This window comes from Arthrobacter methylotrophus (assembly GCF_039539965.1).
In the GTDB taxonomy this organism is placed as follows: domain Bacteria; phylum Actinomycetota; class Actinomycetes; order Actinomycetales; family Micrococcaceae; genus Arthrobacter; species Arthrobacter methylotrophus.
The window spans coordinates 3,479,819-3,492,327 of sequence record NZ_BAABED010000001.1 but is presented as its reverse complement, the minus strand read 5'-3'; the positions used below and the strand labels follow the sequence as shown (position 1 = coordinate 3,492,327).

Here is a 12,509-nt window from a genome sequence, read left to right as displayed (position 1 = left end):
TTGGGGCAAGGGGTGGACATGTCCCTTGGGGTCGGTGGAACGAGACGCGGCATCCTTCATGTGGACCAATCCTGCGCGTCATCCGGACATTGAGTGTCGGAGCCACCGCCTAGACTGGTAATCACCATGGATATGTTGTTTGACCCGTACGCGGATGGCCCTTTCAAAGCTGCCAGCAGAGCTGCCACCAAGGGCGCTCCGGCGATGCTTTCGCGCGCCGGAAATGGCCTGCCCGACGTCGGCGGCCCCCTTCGGCACAATGCCGAACCGGGCGCTCCCGAACCTGGCAATGCACCGGGCAGCGGCTCGTCCGGCAGCGGGCAGCCCAGGGCCTACCCGGGGCTGCCGTCCGCCGCAGCCTTGCTGCAGGGCTTGAATCCGCAGCAGGAGGAAGCCGTCAAACATGCCGGCAGTCCATTGCTCATCGTCGCTGGCGCGGGTTCAGGCAAGACCCGTGTCCTGTCCAACCGCATTGCGTACCTGATCGCCACGGGCCGTGCCCACCACGGCGAGATCCTGGCCATCACCTTCACCAACAAGGCGGCCGCGGAAATGCGGGAACGCATCGAAGCCCTGGTGGGTGCCCGCGCCAAGTCGATGTGGATTTCCACGTTCCACTCGTCCTGCGTGCGCATCCTGCGGCGCGAAGCCACCAACGTGGGGCTGAACTCCAACTTCTCCATCTACGACTCCGCGGACTCCCTGCGGCTCATCACCCTCGTAGCGAAGAACCTGGACCTGGATCCCAAGAAGTTCGCGCCCAAGGCCATCCAGCACAAGATCTCGGCCCTCAAGAACGAGCTCATCGACGACGACGCGTTTGCATCGAGCGCCAATTACAACGAACCCTTCGAGCAGGCCGTGGCCGAGGTCTTCAAGGGCTACACGCAGCGGCTGCGCCAAGCCAATGCCATGGACTTCGACGACCTCATCGCGCAGACCGTCTACATGTTTCGGGCCTTTCCTGCGCTCGCGGAGTCTTACCGCCGCCGTTTCCGGCACGTCCTCGTGGACGAATACCAGGACACCAACCATGCCCAGTACGCCTTGGTTCGCGAAATCGTGGGCGAAGGGCCGCACGCCAGCGAGCTGACCGTCGTCGGCGACTCTGACCAGTCCATCTACGCCTTCCGCGGCGCGGACATCCGCAACATCGTCGAATTCGAAAAGGACTACCCCGAAGCCCGCACCATCAAGTTGGAGCAAAACTACCGCTCCACCCAGAACATCCTGAGCGCAGCCAACTCCGTCATTTCGCGCAACCCGAACCGTCCGGACAAAAAGCTCTGGACGGCCGAGGGCGACGGCGAGAAGATCATCGGCTACGTGGGGGAGAACGAGCACGACGAAGCCCAGTTCATCGCCAAGGAGATCGACCGCCTCCAAGATGAGGACGGCCTGCGTCCCGGCGACGTCGCCATCTTCTACCGCACCAACGCGCAGTCGCGCTCCATAGAAGACGTCCTGGTCCGCGTGGGCCTGCCGTACAAAGTGGTGGGTGGCACTCGCTTCTACGAACGCAAGGAAATCAAGGACGCCCTCGCGTACCTTCGTGTCCTCGTGAATCCGGACGACGACGTCAATCTGCGCCGAGTCCTCAACGAACCCAAGCGCGGAATCGGCGATCGTGCCGAGGGCGCCGTGGCGGCGCTGGCAGAGCGTGAGCGCAGTTCCTTCATGGCTGCGGCCCGCAAGGCAGACCAGGCTCCCGGCATGGCCACCCGCTCCGTGAACGCGGTCCTCGGCTTCGTGAAGCTCCTGGATGACCTGGCCGAGGTGGCATCGGGTTCCGGAGCCGCCGCCGCTTTGGAAGCCGTCCTGGAACAAACCGGTTACCTTGCCGGACTCCGCGCCAGCAATGATCCCCAAGACGAATCCCGGGTGGAAAACCTCGCCGAGCTGGTGGCAGTTGTCCGGGAATACGAGCGCGACAACCCCGAAGGCTCGCTGGGCGAGTTCCTGGAGCAGGTCTCCCTCGTGGCCGACGCCGACCAGATCCCCGACGCTCCGGAGGGATCTTCCGAGGATGCCGCCGCCGCCGTCGCAGAGGCCAAGCGGATGGGCGTGGTCACGCTCATGACCCTCCACACTGCCAAGGGCCTGGAATTCCCGGTGGTCTTCCTGACAGGCATGGAACACGGGCTCTTTCCGCACCAGCGCTCCGCAACGGACCCCAAGGAACTGGCAGAGGAGCGCCGACTGGCCTATGTGGGCCTCACGCGCGCCCGGAAGCGCCTCTATGTGACCCGTTCGGAAGTCCGCAGCATGTGGGGCCAGAGCCAATACAACCCCGCTAGCCAATTCCTCGAGGAGATCCCCACCGATCTCGTGGAATGGAGGCGCGAAGGCACCTCCCGCCAGGTCAGCGGCTGGGGCAATGCACCCATTGGTTCGAACCGTTACGGCGGATCCTTCTGGGGGGCTGGCACCTCGCGCGGGGCCGCTCCCAGCGCTACGGCAGGGTTCGACGCCGACGTGCCGGCCGCCGTCGTACGCAACCGTGTCCAGCCGCAAAAGGAAGTGGTGGCCGTTGTTGTGGGGGACAAAGTGAACCACACGAGCTTCGGCAACGGCACCGTGATCGGCGTCGAAGGCGCGGGTGACAAGACCGTGGCGAAGGTGAAGTTCGACGTCGGGGAGAAGCGGCTGCTGCTGCGTTACGCGCCGCTGACTAAACTGGACTCCTAAAAACCATGTGGTCCCGTTCGCCTAGCATGTGGCTGGCCGGATGCTGGGGAAAACCCCGTCATTCAGCCCTTTTCTACGGTCGATAGAAGTGTGTGGTTACTCACTTAACGGGTACTGTAGAACCGGCTAGCCTCCCCGGGGGGCTAAAGTTCGAGAGGAACTTGCGCAATGTGACCGGCTGTCTGACGGCCGTTTGATGCGCACCTCTCCGCAGCCGGTTTTCGCGGTCACCGTGGTTTCCGGCTGTACAGAAACTACTTCGACGTAGAAGGACACTAAACCGTGGACCTGTTTGAATATCAGGCGCGCGATATGTTCGAAGCGCACGGTGTACCCGTGCTCGCCGGCATCGTGGCGCATACTCCTGAAGAAGCAAAGGCTGCTGCCGAGAAGATCGGCGGCGTGACTGTCGTCAAGGCGCAGGTAAAGGTCGGTGGCCGCGGCAAGGCTGGCGGGGTCAAGGTCGCAAAGTCCGCTGACGAAGCGCTCGAGTACGCCACCAACATCCTCGGCATGGACATCAAGGGCCACACCGTCAACAAGGTCATGATCGCCCAGGGCGCCGACATTGCTGAGGAATACTACTTCTCCGTCCTGTTGGACCGAGCAAACCGCAACTACCTGGCCATGTGCTCGGTTGAAGGTGGCATGGAAATCGAGCAGCTTGCTGTAGAGCGCCCCGAGGCACTCGCCAAGGTCGCTATCGATCCCGCCGTCGGAATCGACCAAGCCAAGGCCGACGAAATCGTCGTCGCCGCCGGATTCTCCGAGGAACTGCGCGGCAAGGTCGCCTCCGTCATCCTCAAGCTCTGGGATGTCTTCAAGAAAGAAGACGCAACCCTTGTTGAGGTCAACCCCTTGGTCAAGACCGGCGCTGGCGACATCGTTGCCCTTGACGGCAAGGTCACGCTGGACGAGAACGCGGGCTTCCGCCATGTTCACCACAGCGAGCTCGAGGACAAGGACGCAGCGGACCCGCTTGAGGCGAAGGCCAAGGCGCAGGACCTCAACTACGTGAAGCTTGACGGCTCGGTTGGCATCATCGGCAACGGCGCCGGTCTTGTGATGTCCACCCTCGACGTGGTCGCTTACGCAGGCGAAAACCATGGCAACGTCAAGCCGGCCAACTTCCTGGACATCGGCGGTGGAGCTTCCGCCGAGGTCATGGCCGCTGGCTTGGACGTCATCCTTGGCGACGAGCAGGTCAAGAGCGTTTTCGTGAACGTCTTCGGTGGCATCACCGCGTGTGACGCTGTGGCAAAGGGCATCGTCGGCGCACTGGCCGAGCTTGGCTCCAACGCCAACAAGCCGTTGGTTGTCCGTCTCGATGGCAACAACGTCGAAGAAGGCCGCCGCATCCTGGCCGAGGCCAACCACCCGCTGGTTACCCTGGCAGCCACCATGGACGAGGGCGCCGACAAGGCCGCCGAGCTCGCCAACGCAGCGAAGTAAAGGGACCTCACAATGTCTATTTATCTGAACAAGGACTCCAAGGTCATCGTCCAGGGCATCACCGGTGGCGAAGGTACCAAGCACACCTCCCTGATGCTCAAGGCCGGCACCAACATCGTCGGTGGCGTCAACGCCCGCAAGGCCGGCACCACGGTGCTGCACGGAGACAAGGAAATCACCGTCTTCGGCACCGTCAAGGAAGCCATTGCGGAGACTGGCGCCGACGTTTCGATCGTCTTCGTTCCGCCGGCGTTCACCAAGGCCGCCGTCGTTGAAGCCATCGAAGCAGGCATTGGCCTGGTTGTTGTCATCACCGAAGGCGTGCCGGTTCAGGATTCCGCTGAGTTCTGGGCACTCGCCCAGGCCACGGTGGACGCCGACGGCAAGCAGATCACCCGCATCATCGGCCCGAACTGCCCCGGCATCATCACCCCGGGCGAAGCCCTGGTTGGCATCACCCCGGCAAACATCACGGGCAAGGGCCCTATCGGCTTGGTCTCCAAGTCCGGCACCTTGACTTACCAGATGATGTACGAACTGCGGGACCTCGGCTTCTCTACCGCCATCGGCATCGGTGGCGACCCCGTCATCGGCACCACCCACATCGACGCCCTGGCTGCGTTCGAGGCTGACCCGGAGACCAAGGCAATCGTCATGATCGGCGAAATCGGTGGCGACGCTGAAGAGCGCGCAGCCGACTTCATCAAGGCCAACGTCACCAAGCCGGTTGTCGGCTACGTTGCAGGCTTCACCGCTCCCGAGGGCAAGACCATGGGCCACGCAGGCGCCATTGTCTCCGGCTCCGCCGGCACTGCGCAGGCGAAGAAGGAAGCTCTCGAAGCTGCAGGCGTGAAGGTCGGCAAGACGCCGTCCGAGACCGCCAAGCTGCTCCGCGAGGTCTTCGCAACCCTCTAGTAAGACCCCGCGCAGGGTCTCCGCGCGACTGAAAGTACGACGGCGCCCGTCACCTTCCACGTGAAGGTGACGGGCGCCGTCGTTGTTTAACTGTTGGATAGCCGGGCGCGCTGTTACGAAAGACGCTCCCTGACCTTTGAAGGCCTGTGGCCCGACGCTCGCTCATGTCTAGTGAGCGAGCGTCGGGGGTTAAGGCCGGATATGTGAGCGGGCGTTTGGCGTTCGGGCGCCAAACGTGAACGAGCGTTCGGGTTTAAGGCAGGATAAGTGAGCGAGCGACGAAGGGGCTTGCGACTCTTCGAAATAGTTTGTTAGTATGTCAGGACAATATAGCTCAGGAGAACAAATGCCCTTCGTACGCATTGATGTCAATGAAGGCCGCACCCCCGGGCAGCTCGGCGAACTCAGCCAGCGAATCCATGCCGCTATCCTTGCCGAGTATGGCATCCCCGAGCGGGATTACTTTCACCTCATCACCGAGCATCCCGCCGGTCAGATCATCGCCCAGGATGCCGGACTTGGTTTCGAGCGGACGTCCGGAGTGGTGATGATCCAGATATTCACTCAGGGTGGACGCAGTCGCGAAGCCAAGCAGTCCTTGTTCGCCGCCATCGCCGCCCGGCTCGCCGACATTGGCGTGGCCGGCGAGGACGTCTTCCTGGGGTACGTGGAAAACGCGGCCGAAGACTGGTCCTTCGGCTTTGGTCGCGCCCAATATGTCACTGGCGAGCTTGCCGTTCCCGCCCGGTAATACCCGCTCTCAGCGCGGATTTCAAGGCTTCGGGACCCGAAGTTCACGGCATTACGTTTCGTTGTAAATATGTCAGTACAAACCTTTGACAGGACATGAATTCTGGTGCAAAGTAGTGCTTGTGGCCCCGCTCGCTGCGGGCCGGCAAAAGCACCGGAGCTCTCACCGTCCCGCAAGAAGAGTTCACTACAGAAAGGTCCGCGATCACCGTGACCCACGAACTACTCACAATCGGGCGCATCAGCGTTGATATCTACCCGAACGACATCGGTGTGGGACTGGAGGATGTGCGCTCTTTCGGCAAGTACCTTGGCGGCTCGCCCTCCAATGTGGCCGTAGCTGCCGCCCGCCACGGCCGCCGTTCCGGGGTCATTACTCGCACGGGCGATGACCCTTTCGGCATCTACTTGCACCGAGAGCTTCGCAAATTCAAGGTCGACGACGCGTTCGTCACCCCGGTGCCGGGCCTTCAAACCCCTGCCACGTTCTGCGCGATCCAGCCCCCGCACGACTTCCCGCTGTACTTCTACGGCCGCTTCCCGACAGCGCCGGACCTGCAGATCAAAGCCGAGGAATTGGACCTCGAAGCCATCAGGAACGCCGGCATCTTCTGGTCCACCGTCACCGGCCTGTGCCAGGAACCCAGCCGTTCCGCCCACCTCGCGGCCCACGAAGCCCGGCCCCGCACCGGCCTGAGCGAGGGCCAGTACACCATCCTGGACCTGGACTACCGGCCGATGTTCTGGGCTTCCGAGGACGAAGCCCGCGCGGAGGTCGCCAAAATCCTGCCGCATGTCACGGTAGCAATCGGCAACGACAAGGAATGTGCCGTCGCAGTTGGTGAAGGCACACCGGACGAGCAGGCAGACCGGCTCCTGGCCGCGGGGGTCGAGATCGCCGTCGTCAAGCTCGGCCCCGAAGGTGTCATGGCCAAGACCCGCACTGAACGCGTTGTCTCCGCGCCGGTCCCCGTGGAGACCGTCAACGGCCTGGGCGCCGGTGACTCCTTTGGCGGGGCATTCTGCCACGGACTGTTGTCCCGCTGGCCGCTGGCACAGGTTCTGGATTATGCCAACGCCGCAGGCGCGATCGTCGCCTCCCGTCTCTCGTGCGCCGACGCGATGCCGACGCCGGAGGAGGTCACTTCGTTGCTCGCCGAACGCGCGCCCCTGACGCCTGCCGGCCCCGATACAGCAACTTCACACGCAGCAGTCTCCGAAGGAGCAACACGTTGAGCTTCAATGACGACCCCCGCCGTTATGAGCACTTGAGTGCCATCCGGCTCGAAGATCCCGACGCCGTTGCCCGCGCCGCCGCTGCACGGCGCCGCCACCCGGGGCTGAAGTACGGGACCCAGAACTTCATCGTGGCCGCCGACCACCCGGCCCGCGGCGCACTGAGCGTCGGTGCAGACCCGGTGGCCATGGCGGATCGCCGGGAACTTTTGGACCGTTTGCAGATCGCCTTGGCGAACCCCGCCGTCGACGGCGTCCTCGCGAGCCCGGACATCATGGACGACCTGTTGCTCCTCGGCGCGCTCGAGGGCAAGCTCGTCTTCGGTTCGATGAACCGCGGCGGCCTCGCCGGCCTGGTCAACGAAATCGACGATCGCTTCACTGGCCACACCGCAGCCGCCCTGGACGCTCTCGGCGCCGACGGCGGCAAGATGCTCACCCGGATTTGCCTCGGGGACCCGGATACGGCGTCGATCTTGGAAGCCACCGCCAAGGCCGTGGACTCCCTGGCCGCGCGCAAGCTCATCGCCATGGTGGAACCGTTCCTGTCCATCCGCCAGGCAAACGGCACGGTACGCAACGATCTTTCCCCGGACGCCGTGATCAAGTCGATTGCAATAGCGCAGGGCCTCGGTTCCACGAGCGCCTACACCTGGATGAAGCTCCCGGTCGTGGCTGAGATGGATCGCGTCATGGCGGCCACCACGTTGCCCACGGTCCTGTTGGGCGGAGATCCGGATGCGGGCCAGGACGAGGTCTTTGCCAGTTGGCAGGCCGCGCTTGCCCTGCCGGGAGTCCAGGGATTGACTGTGGGACGGACCCTTTTGTACCCGCAGGACGGAGACGTGGCCGGGGCCGTTGCCACCGCCGCTTCGCTCTTGAAGACGACAGAACTGCTGAAGACACCTGCGAAAGTATCGGAGTAAGAATAATGTCAACGCGCAGAATGACAGTCGCCCAGGCGGTGGTCGAGTTCCTCTCCAAGCAGTACACGGTGGACACCGTGGGCGGGAGTGGGTACCGGGAACGACTGATCCCTGGCACGTTCGGGATCTTCGGGCACGGCAATGTCGCCGGAGTGGGCCAGGCCCTCAAGCAGTACCAGCAGCTTGACCCGAGCATCATGCCGTACTACCAGGGCCGCAACGAGCAGGCCCAGTCGCACCAAGCTGTCGGCTATGCCAGGCACACGCGTCGCCGCCAGACGTTCGCGATCAGCACCTCGATCGGTCCGGGCTCCTCGAACTTGCTGACGGGCGCGGCGCTGGCCACCACCAACCGGCTGCCGGTCCTCTTGCTGCCGTCCGATACCTTCGCCACCCGTGCGGCGGATCCCGTGCTGCAGCAGCTCGAGTTGCCCTACGCCTACGACATCACGGTCAACGACGCTTTCCGTCCCCTCTCGAAGTTCTTCGACCGGGTCTCCCGGCCAGAGCAGCTGTTCTCCGCGTTCCACCACGGACTGCGTGTCCTGACGGACCCGGCCGAGACCGGCGCGGTGACCATTTCGCTGCCGCAGGACGTCCAGGCCGAGGCCTTGGACGTCCCGGAGGAGTTCCTCACCGAGCGTGAATGGCGGATCCGCCGCCCCGAAGCCGACGACGACGACATCCGCCGCGCCGCCGAGGCCATCCGTGCCGCGAAACGGCCATTGATCATTGCAGGCGGCGGTGTCCTTTATGCCTTCGCCAACGAAGAACTCGCCACGTTCGCCGAACTGACCGGCATCCCGGTGGGCAACACCCAGGCCGGCGTCGGCGTCCTTCCGTGGGACCACAAGTTCTCCCTCGGAGCCATCGGCTCCACGGGCACGACGGCGGCGAACGCCATCGCTGCCGAGGCTGACTTGATCATCGGCATCGGTACCCGTTACGAGGACTTCACGACGGCGTCGCGCACTGCTTTCCAGAACCCCGACGTGAAGTTCGTGAACATCAATGTGGCCGCGATCGACGCGTACAAGCACGGCACCAGGCTGCCGATCGTCGCCGACGCCCGCAAGGCCCTCGTCAAGCTGAACCAGTCGCTCGGCGGCTACCGTGTCGGCGCGGACCTCGAGCAGAAGATCGCGGCGGAGAAGGAGCGCTGGAACGCCATCGTGGACGAAGCCTTCGACAACCGCCACACACCCCTGCCGGCACAGAACGAGATCATCGGCGCTACCAACCGGGCCATGGACGCCTCCGACGTCGTCATCTGCGCCGCGGGTTCCCTGCCCGGTGATCTGCATAAGATGTGGCGCGTCCGCGACCCCTTCGGCTACCACGTGGAATATGCCTACTCCTGCATGGGCTACGAGATTCCCGGTGGCTTGGGCGTGAAGCGCGCGGCCCTGGCCGAGGCGGCAGCGGGCGGCGAGGATGCAATGGTACGGGACGTGGTCGTCATGGTGGGGGACGGCTCCTACCTGATGATGCACACCGAACTGGTCACCGCCGTCGCCGAACGCATCAAGCTGATCGTGGTCCTGATCCAGAACCACGGCTACGCCTCCATCGGCTCGCTCTCCGAGTCCCTGGGTTCGCAGCGTTTCGGTACGCAGTACCGCGTGCTGGACAAGGAACAGCATTCCTTCGACGCCGGCCAGAACCTGCCGATCGATCTTGCCCTCAACGCCGAAAGCCTCGGCGCCAAGGTGATCCGGATCGAACCGGGAGAGAAGGTCATCGCCGAACTCGAACAGGCCATCCGTGATGCGAAAACGGCACCGGAGGACAGCGGGCCGATCGTCATCCACGTCGAATCGGACCCCCTGCTGGACGCCCCAAGCTCCGAATCCTGGTGGGATGTTCCCGTCTCCGAGGTCTCCGAACTCGAGTCCACGCAGCAGGCCTACCGGACGTACACAGACCACAAAAACCGCCAGCGCAAGCTGCTCGGCTAGACCCCCAACTCCCTTCAAAGCGACAGACAAGGAAGTCCGTACATGTCGACGACGACCACCCTGACCACCATCAAGCATTTCATCAACGGTGTTGAAACCGCAGGCGAAGGCGACCGCAGCCAGCCCGTCTACAACCCGGCAACCGGCGCAGTCTCCGCCGAGCTGCGGCTCGCGAACCGCGCCGACCTGGACGCCACGGTCGCCGCAGCGAAGGCCGCCAGCGAAAAATGGGGCGATTTCTCCCTGGCCAAGCGCACCGCGGTCCTCTTCACGTTCCGTGAGCTCGTCGCCTCGCACATCGACGAACTCGCTGCACTGATCACGGCGGAGCACGGCAAGGTCCTCTCCGATGCGAAGGGCGAGATCGGCCGCGGCCTGGAAGTCATCGAATTCGCGTGCGGTATTCCGACCCTGCTCAAGGGCGACTACTCGGACCAGGTCTCCACCGGGATCGATGTGTTCTCCTTCCGCGAGCCGCTCGGAGTCGTGGCCGGCATCACCCCGTTCAACTTCCCCGTCATGGTGCCTTTGTGGATGGCACCGATGGCGATCGCCACCGGCAACGCGTTCATCCTCAAGCCCTCCGAACGCGACCCCTCCGCGTCCATGCTGCTGGCGAAGCTGTGGAAGCAGGCCGGACTGCCCGACGGCGTCTTCCAGGTCCTGCACGGCGACAAGGAAACCGTCGACGGGCTCCTGACCCACCCGGACGTGGACGGCATCTCCTTCGTCGGCTCCACCCCGATCGCCCAGTACGTCCACGAAACCGCCACCAAGCACGGCAAGCGGGTCCAGGCCCTGGGCGGCGCGAAGAACCATGCGATCATCATGCCCGACGCCGATCTCGACAACGCGGCCGACCACCTGGCCGCCGCCGCGTTCGGTTCCGCCGGTGAACGCTGCATGGCCATCTCGGTTGCGGTCGCCGTCGGGGACGCCGCCGATCTGCTGGTCAAGAAGGTCGAAGAACGCGCCCTGGACGTGAAGGTCAAGAACGGCACCGAGCCCGACGCCGAGATGGGCCCGGTCATCACCCCGGCCTCCAAAGAACGCATCGTCCGGATCGTCACCGAAGCCGAAGCCGCCGGTGCCGCGATGGTGGTGGACGGCCGTGACCTGGTGGTTCCAGGCCATGAGGATGGCTTCTGGGTCGGTCCCACCGTGATCGACCACGTCAAGACCGAAATGACCGCCTACACCGAGGAAATCTTCGGACCCGTACTGGTCGTGGTGCGGGTGGATGAACTGGACGAAGGCATCAAGCTCATCAACGCCAATCCCTACGGCAACGGCACCGCGATCTTCACTTCCTCGGGTGCGAACGCGCGCAAGTTCCAGCGCTCCGTCACGGTGGGCATGGTCGGTATCAACGTGCCCCTGCCGGTACCGGTGGCCTACCACTCCTTCGGGGGCTGGAAAGCCTCGCTCTTCGGTGACAAGCACATCTATGGTCCGGAGGGCGTCTCCTTCTATACCCGAGGCAAGGTGGTCACCTCCCGCTGGCCCGAACCGACCCACGCTTCCGGCGCCTCCTACAACTTCCCCTCCAACTAGTCCCCACCCACCCAACTAGCTCGCATTTGTTGTCGTTATGAGCCCTCAAAACGACAACAAATGCGAGCCAGTTGGGCCGGCCGAGCGGGGTTTGAACAAGGATTGAGAAATGACAGAGAACAAACTCATCATCGGCACAGCCCCGGACTCCTGGGGTGTTTGGTTTCCGGACGATCCCCAGCAGACCCCTTGGGTCCGATTCCTGGATGAAGTGGCCGAGTCCGGCTACAAATGGATCGAACTTGGCCCCTATGGCTACTTGCCGAACGATCCCACCCGCCTCGTCGAGGAACTCAAGCAGCGCGACCTCAAGGTCACGGCGGGAACGGTCTTCACGGCCTTTCACCGCGGCTTGGACCAGTGGGAAACAGCATGGGAGCCGGCACGCAAGGTCGCCGAACTGACCGCAGCCATGGGCGGCGAACACATCGTGGTCATTCCGGCCATGTGGCGCGACGACGTCACCGGCGAGGCCGTAGAGAGCGGCGAATTGTCGCAGGAACAATGGAACGACCTGTTCGCGGGCCACAACCGTATGGGCAAGGTGCTGCTGGAGGACTTCGGCCTGAAGCAGCAATTCCACCCCCACGCAGATTCCCACGTGGGCGCCCAGGCGGATATCGAGCACCTGCTCGCCGAAACCGATCTTCAGTACCTGAACCTGTGCCTTGACACCGGACACGCGGAATACTGCGGAGCGTCCAGCCTGGAACTGATCAAGAACTACCCGGACCGCATCGGCTACCTGCACCTGAAGCAGATCAACCCGGATGTGCTGGCCCGGGTCAACGAGGAAAACATGACCTGGGCGGCAGCCAACCTGGCCGGCGTCATGACCGAACCGCCGAACGGCCTCCCTGACCTGTGTGCAGTCATCGAAGCCGTTGAAGGACTCAACCGTCCGATCTTCGGCATTGTGGAACAGGACATGTACCCCGTGGCCTTCGACGTTCCCATGCCCATCGCCAAGCGCACCCGAAACTACCTGCTCTCGTGCGGCTCCCGCACGGCCGTCAACTAACTAAGGACA

Annotated in this window: 9 protein-coding genes; all 9 read left to right on the top strand. The window is 63.7% G+C overall.

Features of this window, described 5'->3' with window-relative positions; genetic code table 11:
• Positions 1-126: 126 nt before the first annotated feature.
• Positions 127-2,688, top strand: a complete 2,562-nt coding sequence (pcrA, locus tag ABD884_RS18085) for a DNA helicase PcrA (RefSeq protein WP_345048856.1) — start codon at positions 127-129, stop codon at positions 2,686-2,688.
• A 282-nt stretch (positions 2,689-2,970) separates the two neighbouring features.
• On the top strand, positions 2,971-4,140 hold the full coding sequence (gene sucC, locus ABD884_RS18080) for an ADP-forming succinate--CoA ligase subunit beta (RefSeq protein ID WP_345048852.1): 1,170 nt from the start codon (positions 2,971-2,973) through the stop codon (positions 4,138-4,140).
• A 12-nt stretch (positions 4,141-4,152) separates the two neighbouring features.
• Positions 4,153-5,055: a succinate--CoA ligase subunit alpha gene (sucD, locus tag ABD884_RS18075; RefSeq protein WP_345048848.1), complete on the top strand. Its 903-nt coding sequence runs from the start codon at positions 4,153-4,155 to the stop codon at positions 5,053-5,055.
• Between the two features lie 346 nt (positions 5,056-5,401).
• Complete coding sequence (locus tag ABD884_RS18070; protein WP_345048844.1) at positions 5,402-5,806, top strand: tautomerase family protein; 405 nt, start codon at positions 5,402-5,404, stop codon at positions 5,804-5,806.
• Between the two features lie 209 nt (positions 5,807-6,015).
• Positions 6,016-7,041 (top strand): 5-dehydro-2-deoxygluconokinase, encoded by a 1,026-nt coding sequence (gene iolC / locus ABD884_RS18065; RefSeq protein WP_345048841.1) that lies wholly within the window; start codon positions 6,016-6,018, stop codon positions 7,039-7,041.
• Entirely contained in the window at positions 7,038-7,967 is a 930-nt protein-coding gene (locus ABD884_RS18060) for a Cgl0159 family (beta/alpha)8-fold protein (protein WP_345048839.1), read from the top strand. The genes iolC and ABD884_RS18060 overlap by 4 nt, the downstream gene beginning before the upstream one ends.
• Positions 7,968-7,987: 20 nt before the next feature.
• Entirely contained in the window at positions 7,988-9,925 is a 1,938-nt protein-coding gene (gene iolD, locus ABD884_RS18055) for a 3D-(3,5/4)-trihydroxycyclohexane-1,2-dione acylhydrolase (decyclizing) (protein WP_345055027.1), read from the top strand.
• Positions 9,926-9,967: 42 nt separating this feature from the next.
• Entirely contained in the window at positions 9,968-11,479 is a 1,512-nt protein-coding gene (locus tag ABD884_RS18050; protein ID WP_345048835.1) for a CoA-acylating methylmalonate-semialdehyde dehydrogenase, read from the top strand.
• Between the two features lie 109 nt (positions 11,480-11,588).
• Positions 11,589-12,500 carry a sugar phosphate isomerase/epimerase family protein gene (locus ABD884_RS18045; protein ID WP_345048831.1) on the top strand — a complete coding sequence of 304 codons (912 nt, stop codon included), beginning with the start codon at positions 11,589-11,591 and terminating at the stop codon, positions 12,498-12,500.
• The last annotated feature ends 9 nt before the right edge of the window (positions 12,501-12,509 follow it).

Excerpts from the sequence above, each read along its gene's own strand:
- ABD884_RS18045 (WP_345048831.1), top strand. The coding sequence starts at position 11,589 with ATGACAGAGAACAAACTCATCATCGGCACAGCCCCGGACTCCTGGGGT.
- ABD884_RS18070 (WP_345048844.1), top strand. The coding sequence starts at position 5,402 with ATGCCCTTCGTACGCATTGATGTCAATGAAGGCCGCACCCCCGGGCAG.
- ABD884_RS18050 (WP_345048835.1), top strand. The coding sequence starts at position 9,968 with ATGTCGACGACGACCACCCTGACCACCATCAAGCATTTCATCAACGGT.
- pcrA (WP_345048856.1), top strand. The coding sequence starts at position 127 with ATGGATATGTTGTTTGACCCGTACGCGGATGGCCCTTTCAAAGCTGCC.
- iolD (WP_345055027.1), top strand. The coding sequence starts at position 7,988 with ATGACAGTCGCCCAGGCGGTGGTCGAGTTCCTCTCCAAGCAGTACACG.
- sucD (WP_345048848.1), top strand. The coding sequence starts at position 4,153 with ATGTCTATTTATCTGAACAAGGACTCCAAGGTCATCGTCCAGGGCATC.